Genomic DNA, 16,032 nt, shown 5'->3' with positions numbered 1-16,032 from the left:
CGTCAATCGAGGCGCGGCAAAACCCGGTTCAGGCCGGATCAGGCGGCGTCGCGCGCCGTTTCCTCGCCGATCAGCATGATCTTCTGCCAGATCTTGCGCGACAGGTTGGTGCCGAGGGTCTCGATATCGTTGACTGCGTTGACGACCACGTCGTCATTGAGCGCCTGCGCGTAGAGCGCCGCCAGCTTGCCGGTGATCGACAGCATTTCCGAACAATAGTCGAGATAGCGCGTCAGCTGCGGTCGGGTCAGGACACGTTGCGGCGAGCTTTTGGTCGGCGTGAAGCCGTGCAACAGGATGGCGGGGTCCTTGGTCAGCTGGTGCATGTCGATGATGTGGATCACCGAGCGCAGCGCATGCAGCCCGTCCAGCGCCCGCTTGCGCTTGAAGCGTTCCTCCAGCGTGACCAGCGTCCAGAAGCCGACGCCTGCGAAGACCAGCGTGTTCAGCGATGCCTCGATGCCCTGAACGAAATCGAAGGCGCCGGTCGATATCCGGTCGAAGGACAGCACGGTGCCGACAAGCGCGAAGATCGCGGCCGCAGCGGCGATCGCGAGGACCGTCAGGACGCGCAGCCACAGGATCGGTTTTTCCAATTCGGCCGTCTGGCGTCCGATATCGCCGGAAAGCGCGACGATCTCGCTGGCGACCTTGCGCAGGCCCGCATCCGGAAAACGCTCGCCGATGCGCCGCTCGAGAAGAGTGGCGGTCGCGGTGATACGGTCCTTGTCGAGCGTGCGATAGGGCATGGCAGCCCATGATACGCGTTTTGCTTTAACGGATCGTGATCACCGCCGCGCAAAGGGCGGCGGACCGTGTTCATTGGTTTCCGCGCTGCCCGGCAGGAACGCCAGCAGCAGGAAGGCAATGATCGAGATTGCCGGAACGAGGAGCGCGACGGCGAGAAGGCCGGGCAGGCCGATATCGTGCAGCCGCTTGACCGCGAGCGCGAAGGCCGCCCAGGCCGATGCGATCCATATGCCGAGGATGACGAAGCCCCACAGGATGAAGGCGGGGCTGTCCTCGGGAATGGATACGACCTGCGCGATGACCACCGCCTGGACGAGGATCATCAGCAGCGCCGCGAGCCAGAAGCTCTTGCGCCCGATCCGGCCCTTGAAGCCGAACAGAACCCACGAGACGGTGACCGGATGATCGGGCGTCCCGGGCATCGGGTCAGTCCCGCAGAAGTTCGTTGATGCCGGTCTTCGAGCGGGTCTTCTCGTCCACCGTCTTGACGATCACGGCGCAATAGAGGCTCGGACCCGGTTCGCCATTCGGGAAATTCTTGCCCGGCATCGTGCCGGCGACGACGACGGAGTAGGGCGGAACCTCGCCATAGGAAATCTCGCCGGTCGCCCGGTTCACGATCTTGGTCGACTTGCCGATGAAGACACCCATGCCGAGCACCGATCCCTCGCGCACGATGCAGCCTTCGACGACTTCCGAGCGCGCGCCGATGAAGCAATTGTCCTCAATGATGGTCGGGCCTGCCTGCATCGGCTCCAGCACGCCGCCGATCCCGACGCCGCCGGACAGGTGGACGTTCTTGCCGATCTGCGCGCAGGATCCGACCGTCGCCCAGGTATCGACCATCGTTCCCTCATCGACATAGGCGCCCAGATTGACGAAGGACGGCATCAGCACGACGCCCTTGGCGACATAGGCCGAGCGGCGCACGATGCAGTTCGGCACGCTGCGGAAGCCCGCTTTCTCGAAGTCCTGGCTACCCCATCCGTCGAACTTGGACGGCACCTTGTCCCACCAGCCGGAATCGCCCGGGCCGCCGGAAATGACGGTCATCGGGTTGAGCCGGAACGACAAAAGCACGGCCTTCTTCAGCCACTGGTTGACCGTCCAGTTACCGTCGGCGCCGCGCTCCGCAACGCGGGCGTTGCCGCTGTCGAGAAGGTTGAGCGATTCCTCGACCGCGTCGCGGATTTCGCCGCGCGTATCGGTTGTCACCGTATCGCGATTGTCGAATGCGGCTTCGATGATGGATTCCAGCGTCGCGATATCATGGGCGGTCATGAATTGTTTCCTTATCGGCAGGTAGTATGCGCGGGATGCCCGGCATGTTGCCGGGTTCCTACGCGAATGCAGCCGGGATGGTCAATGCAGGCTGCGGCGTCCCCATGTCACTCGACGACGGGACGCGGAAAACGGGGAGAGACAATGAACGCAAAACGCACTCGGGACGTATGGGACCCGCTGATTCCCTCCGGTCAGGACATGAGCCGCGCGCGGGCCGTGCCGCAGACGCCGCAGACGCGTGCGCCGGCCTATCGGCTCGCCTATGACGATGCCGATTTCCTGTGCCGCGAGGAGCTTCGTCCGGTCCGACTGCAACTGGAATTGCTGAAGCCGGAACTGCTTCTGCAGGAACGGGGCATCAAATCGACGGCGGTGCTGTTCGGCGGCGCGCGCATTCCCGAGCCCGGCGGTATCGCCTGGGCGGCGAAGAACGAGACGCAGCGCCGCAATCTCGAGGAAAACGCCCGCTACTACGAAGAGGCGCGTGCATTCGCCCGCCGCTGTTCGAAATATTCGATGTCGACGGGTGGCGACGAGTTTGTGGTGGTCACCGGTGGCGGACCCGGCGTTATGGAAGCGGGAAACCGCGGCGCGGTCGATGTCGGCGCCCAGTCGATCGGCCTCAACATCGTGCTGCCGCATGAGCAGGCGCCGAACGAATATGTGACGCCGGAACTCTGCTTCAATTTCCACTATTTCGCGATCCGCAAGATGCACTTCCTGATGCGTGCGCGGGTGATCGCGGTCTTTCCGGGCGGCTTCGGCACGATGGACGAGCTGTTCGAGTCGCTGACCCTGATCCAGACCGGCCGCATGGAGCGCGTGCCGATCCTGCTGTTCGGCAGGGACTTCTGGTCGAAGGCCATCGATCTCGACTTCCTTGCCGAGCAAGGGACGATTTCGCCCGGCGACGCGGAATTGATCGATCCCGTCGATTCCGGCGAGGAGGCCTGGGAGGTCGTGACGCGTTTCTACGGGATCTGAGACCCGGCCCCATGCAAACGGAAAACGCCGGCGCGGGAGGCTGCGCCGGCGTTTTCATATTCGGTCGAGGCGATCAGAAGTCCTGATCGGAAATCCGGCCGTCGCCATTGACGTCGAGGCGGGCCATCCACTGTTCCGACATGCCCACGAATTCGTCATGGCTGAACTTGCCGTCGCCATTCGTGTCGATCATGCGGCCGTCATGCATTCCGGCTTCGGCGTTCATCTGGAAATTGCCGCCCATACCGCGACCGTTCCCCATGCCTTGTCCCTGGCCTTGGCCCATGCCGTTCCCGCGGCCCTGTCCCATGCCTTGCCCTTGGCCCATGCCGTTTCCGCGGCCCTGTCCCATTCCCTGGCCTTTGCCCTGTCCCATGCCGCGCGGACGTTCGATGCCCTCTTCGGCCATGGATGCCTGCTCCATGTCGCGCATTTCGTCCATCGCCTTGCGTTCTTCTGCATCGATGAAGCCATCTTCATTGGCATCGAACGCGGTAAACACGCTGTCGCGGCGTTCCTTGACTTCCTGGAGCGTCACCGCGCCGTCGCCGTCGAGATCCCAATTGGTCATGAAGTGCTCGTTGAACGTCTCCGCATAAGCGGCGGTCGACATCATGGCGGCGGTCATTGCGGCCAGAACGGCCATGCGGGTGAGAGACATTGTTTTTCCCCTTCATTGAGTGATGTCTCTCAATACATGTAAAAAGGGGTATATGTTAGTTAAACATCTGTAATGTCATTACAATCCCGTAAGGTTTCCGCTTAGGCAGGTGTCTGCGACGCTAGGGGCAGGCAACCGCCGTCATTCCTGCACCCAACCATCGTGGGGCCTCCCGTGGATCGAGTCCCGAAGGACGTTTCGAATCAGTTTCGCGCCAGGTCGATTTGAGACGAGGCGGACCTATCCAGCGGCATCGGGCGGTTCACCATCGTGACCAGAACGAAGGAAACGATCATCAGCAGGTACCAGGAATCCAGCTTCGACAACCCGACGGGCGTCCATTCGCCCTGCTGCGACGGATACAGCCAGGCGTGCGACCATGTGGCGAGGTTCTCCGCGAACCAGATAAACAGCGCGACGAGCAGCCATCCGAGCAGGAGCGGCATCCGGTGGCGAAAGCGAAAAACGCGGTAATGCACCCAGGTCCGTGCGAAAAGAACTCCGGTTGCGGCGAAGATCAGAATGCGGGCGTCTGCCACGTAGTGGTGGCTGAAGAAATTGAGATAGACCGCGACAGCCAGTGCGATACTCGTCCAGAAGGGCGGGTAGCCGGTGAAGCGGAAGTCGAAGATGCGGCTGACGCGGGCGAGGTACGAGCCGACCGAGGCATACATGAAGCCGGAAAACAGTGGCACGCCGCCGATGCGGAAGAACGCCTCCTCGGGATAAACCCAGGATCCGGCTGCCGTCTTGAACAGCTCCATGCAGGTTCCGACGATATGGAACAGCAGAATCGCCTTCGCCTCGTCAAAGGTTTCCAGCCGGAAGGCGAGCATGGCGATCTGCAGCGCCAGCGCGCAGAGGAAGACGAAATCGTAGCGGGCCAGCCAGGCATCGTCGGGCCAGACGACCCGGGTTCCCATGATCAGCGCCAGCATCGCCCCGCCGAAGAGGCAGGCCCAGGCCTGCTTCAGCCCGAAGACGAGAAATTCGATGACTGCACCGGACAGCCCGGACGCCGGCAGACGGTCGAGCACGCGGTGCGCGGCATGGTCGATGCGCGCTTCAAGGGATGTGAACCGCTTCATGCAGTGGCGGTGTCGATCAGCGCGCGCAGGAATTCAGCCAGATTGTCGGTTACGAAATCGACCTGGTCGTGCTCCGCGTCGTGCTCCCAGATTTCGGAGAAGGCGGGTTCAAAATTGTGCGGCACGACGAGAACCGTCTTCATGCCAAGCATTTTCGGTGTCACGAGATTGCGCGCCAGATCCTCGAACATGGCGGCATGCTCGCAATCCACACGGTGCAGCGCGCGGAACTTGTCGTAGGTCTCCGCCGCCGGCTTCGGCACCAGGTCGGCCGCGACGACGTCGAAAATGTCGTCGAAATGATCGAGCACACCGAGTTGCCGTGCGGTGCGCTCGGCATGGCGGCGGTCGCCATTCGTGAAGATGAACTTGCGGCCCGGCAAGGCCTTGATCGCGTCGCCAAGCGCCGGATCGGGCTCGACCCAGCTGTAGTCGATGTCATGGACCTTCTCGAGGAAGTCGTCCGGATCGACTTCGTAATTCGCCATCAGGCCCTGCAGCGTCGTGCCGTAGCGCTTGTAGAAGTCCTTCTGCACCTTGCGCGCCTCGTCGCTGGGCAACTGCAGCAGTTCGGAGACATAGGCCGTCATCTTCACGTCGATCTGCGCGAAGAGATTCGAGTGGTGCGGATAGAGCGTGTTGTCGAGGTCGAAGACCCATTCGCGGACATGTGCGAAATCGGATGGCGAGGCGTTTGCTGTCATGTCCCGCGCTTAAGCACGAAACGGACGCCGAGTCATGGGTCTTGTCGCAGGACGGAGTGCTTCCGCGGTGAATTCGCCTTGGCAGTGCCGCCAGAAATGCTCTAGATCGGGGCATGTCGATGTCGAGAAACGCAATCGGGGCCGGAGCCCCCTTCATCCTGCAGGACCGCAAGCGCCTGCCGGTGCGGTTCTTTGGTGCGTTTTCCGGAACCACGCTGAGCCGTCTTGGCTGAAGCGGCGCGAGGGGCCGCCGAGACATGGCCTTTCATCACCGATTTCAAACATACCGCCTCGCTTGCGCCTGCCGGCAACCCTGCCGCGAGCGCGCCAGCCAAGGGGACATCGCATGGAACTCTGGATCGCAATAACGATCGCCGCCGCCTTTCTGCAGAACATACGTTCATCGTTGCAAAGGCACCTTAAGGATCACATGGGAACGACTGGCGCCACATTCGTGCGCTTCGGCTTCGGCCTGCCGTTCGCAGCGCTTTATCTGTTCGCGCTGACCGCCTTCACCGGTGATCCGGTGCCGCCGCCATCGGTGGCCTTTCTCGGCTGGATGAGCCTCGGCGCGCTGTCGCAGATCGCCGCGACCTTCACGCTCATCCACCTTTTCTCCTTCCGCAATTTCACGGTCGGAACGGCGTATTCGCGCACGGAGCCGGCGCAGGCCGCGCTGTTCGGCCTTGTCTTCCTGAGCGAGACGGTCGGTCCGATGACGCTGGTCGCCATAGCGATCTCCGTCTTCGGCGTGATGCTGATCTCGGTCGCCCGCAGCGCATTCTCGCCCGCCGCGCTGGTGACGTCCGTTTTCACGCGTACGGCGGGGATCGGCCTTTTCTCGGGCACGCTGTTCGGCATCGCCGCCGTCTCCTATCGCGCGGCCTCGCTTTCTCTCGGCCAGCCGAATTTCGCGATGCAGGCCGCCACCACGCTGATTTGGGCGATCGGCCTGCAGACGGCGGTCATGCTGGCGTGGATGGCGTGGCGCGACCGTGACGGACTGGTCCGGATCCGCGCCGCCTGGAAGATATCGGCGCTGGTCGGCTTCGTTGGCGCGACGGCGTCTTTCGGCTGGTTCGCGGCCATGACCCTGCAGCAGGCCGCGATCGTCAAGGCGGTGGCGCAGATCGAGATGATCTTCGCCTTCGCCACCAGCGTTTTCGTCTTCCGCGAACACATCAACCGGCTCGAAATCGTCGGCTGCGTGCTGATCGTCGCCGGTATCCTCGTGCTGGTCGTTGGCGGATAGCTCAGGCGGGTGCTGCGCGGCGTTCCTCGAACAGAGCGATCGCCGTGTTGAGCCCGTTGATCGCCGCCGGCATGCCGCCATAGACCGCCATCTGGTAGATCACTTCCAGAAGTTCGCGTTCGCTGGCGCCGGCGGCCAGCGCATGTTCGATATTGATCCGCAACTGCGGGCCTGTCTGGCCGCCAAGCGCGGTCAGCGCGGCGACGGTTGCGATCTGCCGCGTTTTCAGGTCCAGGCCGTCCCTCGCATAATAGCGGCCATAGGCCTGTTCGATCAGCGTCTCCGCGAAATCGGGGATATGGCGGTCGTACCGGTCGGCCAGGGCTTCCTCGAGCGAAGGATTGATCGTCGAGATCACTTCGCGTCCGCGTTCGAGGGCGGTGGTATCGATTGTGTTGGTCATCGGTGCGTTCCCGTTTTGCGGCGGTCTTCGGCGGCATGCTCCGCTTCGATCCGCTCGTAGTTTTCGATCTTGTGGTCGAGGAGGCCGAGGCAATCCTGCAATTCGGCGATGCGCGCCTTCACGACTTCGCGCTGGTCTTGCAGCATCCGGCGACGCGGCGCGGATGTTTCCACGCCCTCCCGGCGCATCCGCGCATAGTCGCGCATCTGCGAAAGAGGCATGCCGGTCGCCTTCAGTGCCTGAAGGAAGGAAATCCAGGCAAGAATGGTTTCGTCATAGTCCCGCCGTCCGCCGCTGCGGTGGGGCGGGTCGATGAGACCGATCTTCTCGTAGAAGCGCAGCGTGTCGATGCTGAGCCCGGTCCGGGCCGAAACGTCGCTGATTTTCATGCGGCATACTCCGGTTGCGCGCCGCAAATCCACGGCACGGTTCGAAGTCTACCGGCTGGAGTGAACTCCAGGTCAAGCGCCTGGAGTGATTTTTCTTATGCCTTGTCGTGGACGATCAGCGTGCCCGCGCCATGTTCGGTGAACAGTTCCAGCAGCACGGCATGGGCAACCTTGCCGTTGACGATCACGACGCCCTTCACCCCGCGCTGGAGCGCCTCGATGCAGGTCTCGACCTTCGGAATCATGCCGCCGGAGATCGTGCCGTCCTTGATCAGCGCCCTGGCTTCAGAAACCGTCAATTCCTTGATCAGTTCGCCGTTCTTGTCGAGAACACCCGGCACGTCGGTCAGGAACAGCAGGCGCGAAGCCGCCAGCGAGCCGGCGATGGCGCCTGCGAATGTGTCGGCATTGATGTTGTAGGTGTGTCCGTCGCGGCCCGGCGCGACCGGCGCGATCACGGGGATCATTTCCGATTTCGCCAGCAGGTCGAGCAAGGTGCGATCGACCTCGACCGGTTCGCCGACATAACCGAGATCGAGGATGCGCTCGATATTGCTGTCCGGGTCGGTCATCGTCTTGCGGGCCTTCTCGGCGAAGACCATGTTGCCGTCCTTGCCGCAGAGCCCGATCGCCCATTCGCCCGCCGCGTTGATCATCGCGACGATTTCCTTGTTGATCGACCCCGCCAGAACCATTTCGACGATCTCGACCGTGGCGCGGTCGGTGACGCGCAGTCCGCCCTCGAATTTCGACTCAATGCCCATTTTCTTGAGCATCGCGCCGATTTGCGGCCCACCGCCATGGATGACGACCGGATTGACGCCAGATTGCTTCAGCAGAGCGATATCCTGCGCAAAGGCCTGGCCGAGCGACGCGTCGCCCATGGCGTTGCCACCATACTTCACCACGACTGTCTTGTTCTCGTAGCGCTGCATGTAGGGCAGCGCCTTGGCCAGAATATGCGCCTCGCTGGCGGGTGCTGTGGAGGAAGTGCTGTCACTCATCGAAAATGTTGCCCGATCATGTCTTCATTTACCCTTCCATTCGTCTATCTCCTTGTGCAGATTAGGGCAATTGCGGCGCGATGTTCGCAAGCGCCGCAACCGCCCGTACGCTGTCGATGCGTCGGCTGGCGAGGCACACAGGGAGAGGGCAGACGGACAACAGTCCCGAAATCGCCGGTTTGATCTCGCGGACGGCCCTTCGCGACCGTCCGGCATTCGCACGTCTTTATGAAATGACGTCGCCGAAACTTTTTGCCGTCGCGCTTCGTATCCTCAAGAACAGGGCCGAAGCCGAAGACGCGTTACAGGAAATCTACGTCAAGGTCTGGAATCGCGCCGACCGGTTCGCCGGTGGCGGCTCGAGCCCTGTCGGCTGGCTGATCGCGATCGCGCGCAACCACGCAATCGACATATTGCGGGCGCGCCGCAGCGGCCACGACGATATCGAGGACCATGGTGAATTGGCCGATCGCGGCCCGTCGCCGGAAGCCTCCGCGGTTGCGGCGTCCGAGCGGCAGCGCCTCGACGACTGCCTCGGGCGTCTGGACGGGCCGAAGGCGGAATCCGTGCGCGGCGCGTATCTGGAAGGGTATTCCTACCAGGAACTTGCCGAGCGACACGCGATACCGCTGAATACGATGCGGACCTGGCTGCGACGCAGTCTGATGAAGTTGAAAGAGTGTCTGGAAGAATGACGGACTCGATGGAACATGGTGACGGCGAACGCGACGACGACCTCGTCGCGGCCGAATATGTTCTGGGTGTGCTTCCCGCCGGGGAGCGCGCCGATGTCGCGCGCCGTATCGACACCGATCGCGATTTCGCCATGCTCGTCATCGGCTGGGAAACCCGCCTGTCCGGCATGAATGACGAATTCGGCGAGACCGCGCCGCCCGCCCGCGCCTGGCGCGGGATCGAGGCCCGGCTGTTCCCCGCCGAAGCGGAGACGTCGCCGGTCCGCGCCGGTCTGATGCAAAGCCTGGCCTTCTGGCGCGGCCTGTCCTTTGCCGCGATCGCCGCGGCGGCGGTCCTGGCGGCGGTCGTTCTCACGGATATTCCGGTCACGCCGCCGGGCGAGGAACTCGTGGCATCGCTGTCCGCGGCGGATTCGGATGCGACCTTCCTTGCCGTCAAGAATGTCGATGGCAGCGTTCGCATTACGCGGACCGGCGTTGAGCCGCCTTCCGGCCGCTCGCACGAATTATGGGTTATCGTCGCCGACCGCGATCCGATCTCGCTCGGCCTGGTCACGCCGCAGGGCACAACCCGGACCGATCTTCCGCAGGATATCGCGCAACTGCCCGATGACGCGCTGACGCTGGCCGTCACGCTGGAACCCGAGGGCGGCGCGCCCGAGGGCAGGCCGACCGGTCCGGTGATCGCGGCCGGCCAACTGAAAAAAATCTGACGCGGCCGAAACTCTTCGGTCCGCCATCTCGTCTCCTCCCATATCCGCGCATGAAACGCGGGATGTAAAACAAGGAGACAAGCAGTGAAAAATATTTTGAGCACCATTGCCGTATCGACAGCGCTGACCGTCGCCTTCGCGACGCCGGGCCTCGCAGACAACCCGATGGTTGGCGGCGCTGCGATGTACGAGAACAAGAACATCGTCGAGAACGCGGTCAATTCGGCCGATCACACGACGCTCGTCGCGGCCGTCAAGGCCGCCGGCCTCGTCGAGACTCTGTCCGGCGAAGGTCCGTTCACCGTCTTCGCGCCGACCAACGCGGCGTTCGAGAAACTGCCTGACGGCACGGTCGAAACCTTGCTGAAGCCGGAAAACAAGGATCAGCTTACCAAGATCCTGACCTGCCATGTGGTTGCCGCGGACGCCATGTCCGACGCCATCATGGGCATGATTTCCGACGATGGCGGCGCGCATCCGGTCAAGACCGTTGGCGGCTGCACCTTCACCGCGAAGATGGATGGCGACAACATCGTCATCGAGGACGGCCAGGGTAACGAGGCGACGGTGACCATTGCCGACGTCGACCAGTCCAACGGCGTCATCCACGTCATCGACACGGTTCTTCTCCCGGCGTCCTGATGTCCGGGATGGTTCCCGGCGCCACACTTGTCCCCCGCTGGCGCCGGGGACCTCACGAAATTGTTCAGAACCGTGATGTGCGCCGTCACGTTGCTGCGCATATATCACTGACAATCCAAGGAGGAATCCGCTATGAAAAGACGTACATTCATTGGCCTTGGCGCCGCAACGGCCTTTCTCGGCGGCGCATCGGTTTACGCCCTCGCGGCAGGTTCTGAAGGTGAGTTCGAAATCATGAAAAGCGAAGAGGAATGGCGCAAGATCCTGACGGACGATCAGTTCGCGGTCATGCGCAAGGAAGCGACGGAAAGGGCCTTTTCGAGCCCGCTCAACGACGAGAAGCGCGACGGCATATTCCATTGTGCCGCCTGCGACCTTCCGCTCTATTCCTCGGAGGCGAAATTCGACAGCGGCACCGGCTGGCCGAGCTTCTACGAGGCGCTACCCGATGCTGTCGCCAACAAGACGGATTTCAAGCTGATCTATCCGCGCAAGGAAGAACATTGCCGCCGCTGCGGCGGCCACCTAGGCCATGTCTTCAACGACGGCCCGCAACCGACCGGCAAGCGCCACTGCATCAACGGCGTGGCTCTGACCTTCAAGCCGGGCGAAACCGCCTGAGGCTCATGACTGCGCGGCGGCGAGCATCGCCGCCCGCAGTTCTTCCAGACCGATATTCTTTTCAGACGAGGTCGCCAGGACCTCCGGAAACGCCGCCGGCCGCTTCTTGATGCGGTCGGCGGTTTCCGCATACATGCGTGGCACGCCCGCTTCCTTGATCTTGTCGATCTTGGTCAGCACCACCTGGTAGGACACGGCGGCCTTGTCGAGCAGGTCCATCACCTCCTCGTCGTTCTTCTTGACGCCATGCCGCGCGTCGATCAGCAGATAGACGCGTTTCAGCGTCACCCGACCCCGAAGATAGGAAAAGACGAGCTTCGTCCAGTTGTCGACCTGGGCCTTGGGCGCCTTGGCGAATCCGTAGCCCGGCATATCGACGATGGCGAGCGGCGGCAGGTCGTCGGCCGATCCCGCATGCCCGGCCGGCACGAAGAAGTTCAGTTCCTGGGTGCGGCCCGGCGTGTTGGATGTGCGCGCCAGGCCCTTCTTGGACACGACTGCATTGATCAGCGACGACTTGCCGACATTGGACCGGCCCGCAAAGGCCACCTCCGGCGGGCCTTCCGGCGGCAGGAATTTCATCGAGGGCACGCCGCGAATGAAGTCCCATTGCATGGGAAAGCTCGTGAGGCTGTCGGTCGTGTCTTGCGCGGGAGGTTCGCTGGTCATGCAGCGGGATTAAACGGTTCCTCCGCGTGATGAAAGCGCGAAACGCGATCGCGGGCCACAAGACCCGCATGCACGTAAAGACCCGCATGAAAAAGCCGGCTCCCCCGAAGGGGAACCGGCCGCCACGGCGCCTGGACTGGGGGTAGTCCGAAAGCGCTGCTTAGCTCGGAAGGAGAACGTCATCGACGACGTGGATCACGCCGTTCGACTGGTTCACGTTCGAGATCGTGACTTTCCCGGCGCCGCCGGCCTCATCGAAGATATAGAGGCTGCGGCCCTTGATGACGGCGGTGAGTGCATCGCCGCTGACCGCGTTGAAGTTGTAGCGGCCGCCATGATTGCGGGCGCGGCGCATCAGTTCCTCGGCCGAGAGATCGCCGGCAACGACGTGTGCGGTCAGCACCTTGGTGAGCTGATCCTTGTTTTCCGGCTTCAGCAGCGTTTCGACCGTGCCGTCAGGCAGCTTGTCGAAGGCCGCGTTGGTCGGTGCGAAGACCGTGAACGGTCCTTCGCCGGACAACGTCTCGACGAGGCCGGCAGCCTTGACCGCGGCGACGAGCGTCGTGTGATCGGCCGAATTGACCGCGTTCTCGACGATGGTCTTCGACGGATACATCGGAGCGCCGCCGACCGTGACGGTCTCTTCGTCCGCCATCGCGCTTTCGGCCATGGTGTCGTCGGCCATGTAGCCGTCGCCGCTGTCGTCCATGGCGGCGCTGTCGGCCTCCATGCCGTCATCGGCCGCCGGCAGCAGCACCGCGTCGATCACGTGGATCACGCCATTCGATTGCTTGACGTCGGCGATGGTCACCGTCGCCTCGTTGCCCTGCTCATCGACGATGACGATGTTGTCGCCGCTCATCTTGGCTGTGAAGGTACACCCGCCAACGGTCTTGACCGGGTGTTCGCCATTGTCATCGGCGATCATGCCCATAATGGCGTCGGACATGGCGTTGGCGGCAACGACATGACAGGTCAGGATCTTAGTGAGCTGATCCTTGTTTTCCGGTTTCAGCAGCGTTTCGACAGTGCCGTCAGGCAGCTTGTCGAACGCCGCGTTGGTCGGTGCGAAAACCGTGAACGGGCCTTCGCCGGACAGCGTCTCGACGAGACCGGCAGCCTTGACCGCCGCGACGAGCGTCGTGTGATCGGCCGAATTGACCGCGTTCTCGACGATGTTTTTCGTCGCAAACATCGGCGCGCCGCCGACCATCGGGTTTTCCTGGGCGATCGCTGTCACCGGGGCGAGCACGGTCGCGGTGGCGCCGGTAAAGGCCAGCGCGGTCGAAAGAAACAGTGCTTTTGCGAATTTACTGGTCATTGGAAGAACCTCCTCTGTTGTCAGCTTCCGACCCATGGACGAGTGCAAACGCGAAGAAGTTTCATCCGGCTCGCGGCCATGCGCAAAACGGCAATAAAAAAGGCGGGCTCGAGGCCCGCCTTTCGGTATTTGTTGCGCAGGTGACGCTATTCGGCCGCGTCGGCCTTCTTCTTGCGGCCGAGCATCCCTCGAAGATTGTCCCAGAGTTCGATCTTGGCGCCGTTGCGCTTCATGATCACGCCCTGCTGAATGATCGACAGCGTATTGTTCCATGCCCAGTAGATCACGAGACCGGCCGGGAACGACGCCAGCATGAACATGAAGACCAGCGGCATCCAGTTGAAGATCATCGCCTGGGTCGGATCGGGCGGGGCCGGGTTCATGCGCATCTGCAGGAACATGGTCAGGCCCATGATCAGCGGCCAGACGCCGATCGCCAGGAAGGTGCCGAGGACCGGAATCGCCGCCGGATCGTAGGGCAGCAGGCCGAACAGGTTGAAGACATGCGACGGATCCGGCGCCGACAGGTCCTGGATCCATCCGAAGAAGGGCGCATGGCGCATCTCGATGGTGACGTAAAGCACCTTGTAGAGCGCGAAGAACACCGGAATCTGGATCAGCATCGGCCAGCAGCCGGCAACCGGGTTGATCTTCTCTTCCCGGTAGAGCTCCATCATCGCCTTCTGCATCTTCTCGCGGTCGTCGCCGAACTTTTCCTTCAGTTCCTGCATCTTCGGCTGAACGACCTTCATGCGCGCCATCGACCTGTACGACATGTTGGCCAGCGGGAAGAAGATCGCCTTGACGATAACCGTGGTGATCAGGATCGCGACGCCGAAATTGCCGAAGAGGTTGAACAGGAAGTCCAGCAGGTGGAACATCGGCCGTGTGATGAAGTGGAACCAGCCCCAGTCGATCAGCAGTTCGAACTGGCGGATGCCGTACTCGTCCTTGTAGGCGTCGAGCTGGCTCGACACCTTGGCGCCTGCGAAGAACAGGTTGTCGAAGGTCACGGTCTCGCCGGCATTGACCGCCACTGCGTCGGTCAGGAAATCCGACTGGAAGCGCGAGCGGTTGTCCGAGAAATAGGAAAAGCGCGGCTGGAACGTCTCGCCGCCGACCGGGATCAGCGCCGTCGCCCAGTATTTGTCGGTGATGCCGAGCCAGCCATCGGTCGATTTTCCGGGCTGAACCTGTCCGTCATCCTCGATGGCGTTGTATTTCAACTCGGTCAGGCCGTCTTCGCCGGTCACGCCGATCAGGCCTTCGTGCAGAACGTAGATCGGCGGTTTCTCGGGCTTCGAATATCGGGTCACGCGGCCATACTCCTGCATCGAGACGGCGCCGCCGGAAGTGTTCGTCACCGAATCCTCGATTTCGAACATGTACCGGTCGTCGATGGAGATCGTGCGCGTGAAGGTCAGGCCGTTGGGCGCGGAATAGGTCAGTTCGACCGGCGTCGTCGGCGTCAGCGTCGCGCCGTCGGCAACCTGCCAGATCGTGTCGGACTGCGGCGCACCCTCGAAACCGATATAGCCGAATTCGCCGATATAGCCCTGAGCGTCGCTCGACGGGCGCAGCAGCGTGACGATGTCGGAGTCCTTTTCGATCGTCTCGCGATAATCCTTGAGCTTCAGGTCGTCGAAGCGCGCGCCGCGAAGATTGATCGAACCGGTCAGCGTCGGGGTCTCGACGGGAATGCGTCCTGCTTCGACCTCGGCCTCTGCCGCCGTTCCACCGGCCGGTGCCTCGGCGCCGGGCGTCGACGTTGCCTGCGGGAGCGATCCGTCGCTCGTTGCCGCTGGCGTGTCCTGCGTGGCCGTCTCTGGCTGTTGCGCCTGCAACTCGAGCTGCGCCTGTTTTTCGGCCTCGATTTTCGGTCCGATATAGAAAATCTGCCAAGCCGCGAGGATCACGACGGAAAGAATGATCGTGATGAACAGGTTGCGGTTATTTTCCATCGTGGGCTTTCCGGTCCTCTTTTGCGCCGTCTTGCCGACGCAGCAATTTTTCATTCGCCCGCGCGAGTGCCGATGAGACGTCGGAGCACAGGTCCTGGAACGGCGCGTTAAGCGCCTTGGGCGTTGAAACGATCACATAGTCATTTCCGACCGCCATGTCACCCGCGCCGAAGAGGCGAACCGCTTCGCGCAGGCGGCGCTTGATGCGGTTGCGTTTCACTGCGTTTCCGTTGCGCCGGGATACGGTGAGACCGAGCCTCGGCGCATCGCTGTCGCTCCGCTTTGCCGCTTCAACAAGCACAAAAGCGCCGCGGACCCTGGTTCCGCGGCGCACTGCCAGAAATTCGGAGCGTTTGCGTAAAACGCCATACGGTCTTTGACCGCGCTGATCGGTCGCGCCGGCTCTGTTCGCCGGTTCGCGCATCGAAGCGTCGCTTAGTGCGATCAGGCCGAAAGGCGCTTGCGGCCGCGTGCGCGACGGTTCGCGAGGACTTTGCGACCACCGACCGTTGCCATGCGCGCACGGAAGCCGTGCCGGCGCTTGCGGACCAGATTCGAAGGCTGATAGGTGCGTTTCATAGTCGTTTCCGCCGGAAAGGCGGCCCTTGTCTTGAACTTTTCGAATGGGACCCTGGTCTTCCGGCGATGCGCAATAACGAAGCGCCGCCTGAGACGTGCCCGAGCGTTGCGCGCTTATCGTTCAAACGGCCCGTCAAGTCAATGCCCGTCGCGACTCGCAGGCGCGCCAAAACGCATCACGCGACCGTGAGCGCGAGGCATCGCGTGATCACGCCATCCGGCATCAATGGTTTGTGAATTGTTCTTTACCGGGCAGAACGCCAAATGCGGATCAACGACCCGTGCGAAACCGCGCGATACGGTCTAAGAGGG

General features: G+C 62.5%; 20 protein-coding genes and 1 pseudogene. 6 read left to right on the top strand and 15 right to left on the bottom strand.

Annotation, left to right across the window (positions count from 1 at the left end; all coding sequences use genetic code 11):
- Window positions 1-38: 38 nt before the first annotated feature.
- From ACQK2M_RS23310 to dapD, 3 genes are read right to left on the bottom strand one after another with little or no spacing between them, the layout of a single operon-like run.
- Window positions 39-749: a hypothetical protein gene (locus ACQK2M_RS23310; protein WP_425419778.1), complete on the bottom strand. Its 711-nt coding sequence runs from the start codon at window positions 747-749 to the stop codon at window positions 39-41.
- A 39-nt stretch (window positions 750-788) separates the two neighbouring features.
- Window positions 789-1,172: a DUF805 domain-containing protein gene (locus tag ACQK2M_RS23305; RefSeq protein WP_425419777.1), complete on the bottom strand. Its 384-nt coding sequence runs from the start codon at window positions 1,170-1,172 to the stop codon at window positions 789-791.
- 4 nt (window positions 1,173-1,176) lie between these two features.
- The gene (dapD, locus tag ACQK2M_RS23300) at window positions 1,177-2,031 is read right to left on the bottom strand and encodes a 2,3,4,5-tetrahydropyridine-2,6-dicarboxylate N-succinyltransferase (protein ID WP_223476645.1); all 855 of its coding nucleotides are present in this window, start codon (window positions 2,029-2,031) and stop codon (window positions 1,177-1,179) included.
- A gap of 144 nt (window positions 2,032-2,175) precedes the next feature.
- Between dapD and ACQK2M_RS23295 the strand changes: the two genes are divergently transcribed.
- Window positions 2,176-3,018 (top strand): LOG family protein, encoded by an 843-nt coding sequence (locus tag ACQK2M_RS23295; protein WP_425419776.1) that lies wholly within the window; start codon window positions 2,176-2,178, stop codon window positions 3,016-3,018.
- 73 nt (window positions 3,019-3,091) lie between these two features.
- Here ACQK2M_RS23295 and ACQK2M_RS23290 read toward each other — a convergent pair whose 3' ends face one another.
- The 3 genes from ACQK2M_RS23290 to ACQK2M_RS23280 all read right to left on the bottom strand — a co-directional run bounded on the left by ACQK2M_RS23290 (window position 3,092) and on the right by ACQK2M_RS23280 (window position 5,471).
- Window positions 3,092-3,679, bottom strand: a complete 588-nt coding sequence (locus ACQK2M_RS23290) for a hypothetical protein (RefSeq protein WP_425419775.1) — start codon at window positions 3,677-3,679, stop codon at window positions 3,092-3,094.
- 203 nt (window positions 3,680-3,882) lie between these two features.
- Window positions 3,883-4,767 carry a DUF817 domain-containing protein gene (locus tag ACQK2M_RS23285; RefSeq protein WP_425419774.1) on the bottom strand — a complete coding sequence of 295 codons (885 nt, stop codon included), beginning with the start codon at window positions 4,765-4,767 and terminating at the stop codon, window positions 3,883-3,885.
- Complete coding sequence (locus ACQK2M_RS23280) at window positions 4,764-5,471, bottom strand: pyrimidine 5'-nucleotidase (RefSeq protein ID WP_223476641.1); 708 nt, start codon at window positions 5,469-5,471, stop codon at window positions 4,764-4,766. The genes ACQK2M_RS23285 and ACQK2M_RS23280 overlap by 4 nt, the downstream gene beginning before the upstream one ends.
- Before the next feature lie 346 nt (window positions 5,472-5,817).
- Here ACQK2M_RS23280 and ACQK2M_RS23275 point away from each other — a divergent pair, with 346 nt between their 5' ends.
- On the top strand, window positions 5,818-6,723 hold the full coding sequence (locus ACQK2M_RS23275; protein ID WP_425419773.1) for a DMT family transporter: 906 nt from the start codon (window positions 5,818-5,820) through the stop codon (window positions 6,721-6,723).
- A gap of 1 nt (window position 6,724) precedes the next feature.
- On the opposite strand, the gene ACQK2M_RS23270 is transcribed toward ACQK2M_RS23275, so the two are convergent.
- The 3 genes from ACQK2M_RS23270 to argB form a co-directional block, all read right to left on the bottom strand.
- Complete coding sequence (locus ACQK2M_RS23270) at window positions 6,725-7,126, bottom strand: carboxymuconolactone decarboxylase family protein (RefSeq protein WP_425419772.1); 402 nt, start codon at window positions 7,124-7,126, stop codon at window positions 6,725-6,727.
- A complete protein-coding gene (locus ACQK2M_RS23265) occupies window positions 7,123-7,515 on the bottom strand; it encodes a MerR family transcriptional regulator (protein ID WP_223476638.1) in 393 nt (130 codons plus the stop codon). Before ACQK2M_RS23265 ends, ACQK2M_RS23270 begins: the two co-directional genes overlap by 4 nt.
- A 95-nt stretch (window positions 7,516-7,610) precedes the next feature.
- Entirely contained in the window at window positions 7,611-8,519 is a 909-nt protein-coding gene (gene argB, locus ACQK2M_RS23260) for an acetylglutamate kinase (protein ID WP_223476637.1), read from the bottom strand.
- Window positions 8,520-8,635: 116 nt separating this feature from the next.
- Between argB and ACQK2M_RS23255 the strand changes: the two genes are divergently transcribed.
- The 4 genes from ACQK2M_RS23255 to msrB all read left to right on the top strand — a co-directional run bounded on the left by ACQK2M_RS23255 (window position 8,636) and on the right by msrB (window position 11,190).
- The gene (locus ACQK2M_RS23255; RefSeq protein WP_425420121.1) at window positions 8,636-9,214 is read left to right on the top strand and encodes a sigma-70 family RNA polymerase sigma factor; all 579 of its coding nucleotides are present in this window, start codon (window positions 8,636-8,638) and stop codon (window positions 9,212-9,214) included.
- A complete protein-coding gene (locus ACQK2M_RS23250; RefSeq protein WP_425419771.1) occupies window positions 9,211-9,927 on the top strand; it encodes an anti-sigma factor in 717 nt (238 codons plus the stop codon). The genes ACQK2M_RS23255 and ACQK2M_RS23250 overlap by 4 nt, the downstream gene beginning before the upstream one ends.
- Before the next feature lie 165 nt (window positions 9,928-10,092).
- Window positions 10,093-10,569, top strand: a complete 477-nt coding sequence (locus ACQK2M_RS23245) for a fasciclin domain-containing protein (RefSeq protein ID WP_238484232.1) — start codon at window positions 10,093-10,095, stop codon at window positions 10,567-10,569.
- Window positions 10,570-10,701: 132 nt separating this feature from the next.
- Window positions 10,702-11,190, top strand: coding sequence for a peptide-methionine (R)-S-oxide reductase MsrB (gene msrB, locus ACQK2M_RS23240; RefSeq protein ID WP_223476634.1), 489 nt, complete (start codon window positions 10,702-10,704; stop codon window positions 11,188-11,190).
- Window positions 11,191-11,193: 3 nt separating this feature from the next.
- Here msrB and yihA read toward each other — a convergent pair whose 3' ends face one another.
- The 6 genes and pseudogenes from yihA to rpmH form a co-directional block, all read right to left on the bottom strand.
- Window positions 11,194-11,859, bottom strand: coding sequence for a ribosome biogenesis GTP-binding protein YihA/YsxC (yihA, locus tag ACQK2M_RS23235; RefSeq protein WP_425419770.1), 666 nt, complete (start codon window positions 11,857-11,859; stop codon window positions 11,194-11,196).
- 160 nt (window positions 11,860-12,019) lie between these two features.
- Window positions 12,020-12,544 carry a fasciclin domain-containing protein gene (locus tag ACQK2M_RS23230; protein ID WP_223476744.1) on the bottom strand — a complete coding sequence of 175 codons (525 nt, stop codon included), beginning with the start codon at window positions 12,542-12,544 and terminating at the stop codon, window positions 12,020-12,022.
- A gap of 60 nt (window positions 12,545-12,604) precedes the next feature.
- Window positions 12,605-13,180: pseudogene (locus tag ACQK2M_RS23225) on the bottom strand (fasciclin domain-containing protein); the annotation flags it as partial.
- 146 nt (window positions 13,181-13,326) lie between these two features.
- Entirely contained in the window at window positions 13,327-15,141 is a 1,815-nt protein-coding gene (yidC, locus tag ACQK2M_RS23220) for a membrane protein insertase YidC (protein WP_425419769.1), read from the bottom strand.
- Window positions 15,131-15,565: a ribonuclease P protein component gene (gene rnpA, locus ACQK2M_RS23215; protein ID WP_425419768.1), complete on the bottom strand. Its 435-nt coding sequence runs from the start codon at window positions 15,563-15,565 to the stop codon at window positions 15,131-15,133. The genes yidC and rnpA overlap by 11 nt, the downstream gene beginning before the upstream one ends.
- 20 nt (window positions 15,566-15,585) lie before the next feature.
- Entirely contained in the window at window positions 15,586-15,720 is a 135-nt protein-coding gene (gene rpmH, locus ACQK2M_RS23210) for a 50S ribosomal protein L34 (RefSeq protein WP_425419767.1), read from the bottom strand.
- Window positions 15,721-16,032: the final 312 nt, after the last annotated feature.

Origin of the sequence: Oricola indica (assembly GCF_965227485.1) — a bacterium.
In the GTDB taxonomy this organism is placed as follows: domain Bacteria; phylum Pseudomonadota; class Alphaproteobacteria; order Rhizobiales; family Rhizobiaceae; genus Oricola; species Oricola indica.
This window is presented reverse-complemented; position numbering and strand designations above follow the sequence as displayed.

What these genes read in the sequence shown, in the direction of transcription:
- ACQK2M_RS23290 (WP_425419775.1), bottom strand. Translation starts at nt 3,679, where the DNA reads ATGTCTCTCACCCGCATGGCCGTTCTGGCCGCAATGACCGCCGCCATG.
- ACQK2M_RS23265 (WP_223476638.1), bottom strand. Translation starts at nt 7,515, where the DNA reads ATGAAAATCAGCGACGTTTCGGCCCGGACCGGGCTCAGCATCGACACG.
- yihA (WP_425419770.1), bottom strand. Translation starts at nt 11,859, where the DNA reads ATGACCAGCGAACCTCCCGCGCAAGACACGACCGACAGCCTCACGAGC.
- ACQK2M_RS23295 (WP_425419776.1), top strand. Translation starts at nt 2,176, where the DNA reads ATGAACGCAAAACGCACTCGGGACGTATGGGACCCGCTGATTCCCTCC.
- ACQK2M_RS23270 (WP_425419772.1), bottom strand. Translation starts at nt 7,126, where the DNA reads ATGACCAACACAATCGATACCACCGCCCTCGAACGCGGACGCGAAGTG.
- msrB (WP_223476634.1), top strand. Translation starts at nt 10,702, where the DNA reads ATGAAAAGACGTACATTCATTGGCCTTGGCGCCGCAACGGCCTTTCTC.
- ACQK2M_RS23310 (WP_425419778.1), bottom strand. Translation starts at nt 749, where the DNA reads ATGCCCTATCGCACGCTCGACAAGGACCGTATCACCGCGACCGCCACT.
- ACQK2M_RS23245 (WP_238484232.1), top strand. Translation starts at nt 10,093, where the DNA reads ATGGTTGGCGGCGCTGCGATGTACGAGAACAAGAACATCGTCGAGAAC.
- ACQK2M_RS23230 (WP_223476744.1), bottom strand. Translation starts at nt 12,544, where the DNA reads ATGGCCGACGACACCATGGCCGAAAGCGCGATGGCGGACGAAGAGACC.
- ACQK2M_RS23275 (WP_425419773.1), top strand. Translation starts at nt 5,818, where the DNA reads ATGGAACTCTGGATCGCAATAACGATCGCCGCCGCCTTTCTGCAGAAC.
- ACQK2M_RS23305 (WP_425419777.1), bottom strand. Translation starts at nt 1,172, where the DNA reads ATGCCCGGGACGCCCGATCATCCGGTCACCGTCTCGTGGGTTCTGTTC.
- yidC (WP_425419769.1), bottom strand. Translation starts at nt 15,141, where the DNA reads ATGGAAAATAACCGCAACCTGTTCATCACGATCATTCTTTCCGTCGTG.
- rnpA (WP_425419768.1), bottom strand. Translation starts at nt 15,565, where the DNA reads ATGCGCGAACCGGCGAACAGAGCCGGCGCGACCGATCAGCGCGGTCAA.
- ACQK2M_RS23285 (WP_425419774.1), bottom strand. Translation starts at nt 4,767, where the DNA reads ATGAAGCGGTTCACATCCCTTGAAGCGCGCATCGACCATGCCGCGCAC.
- ACQK2M_RS23255 (WP_425420121.1), top strand. Translation starts at nt 8,636, where the DNA reads ATGCGTCGGCTGGCGAGGCACACAGGGAGAGGGCAGACGGACAACAGT.
- rpmH (WP_425419767.1), bottom strand. Translation starts at nt 15,720, where the DNA reads ATGAAACGCACCTATCAGCCTTCGAATCTGGTCCGCAAGCGCCGGCAC.
- dapD (WP_223476645.1), bottom strand. Translation starts at nt 2,031, where the DNA reads ATGACCGCCCATGATATCGCGACGCTGGAATCCATCATCGAAGCCGCA.
- argB (WP_223476637.1), bottom strand. Translation starts at nt 8,519, where the DNA reads ATGAGTGACAGCACTTCCTCCACAGCACCCGCCAGCGAGGCGCATATT.
- ACQK2M_RS23280 (WP_223476641.1), bottom strand. Translation starts at nt 5,471, where the DNA reads ATGACAGCAAACGCCTCGCCATCCGATTTCGCACATGTCCGCGAATGG.
- ACQK2M_RS23250 (WP_425419771.1), top strand. Translation starts at nt 9,211, where the DNA reads ATGACGGACTCGATGGAACATGGTGACGGCGAACGCGACGACGACCTC.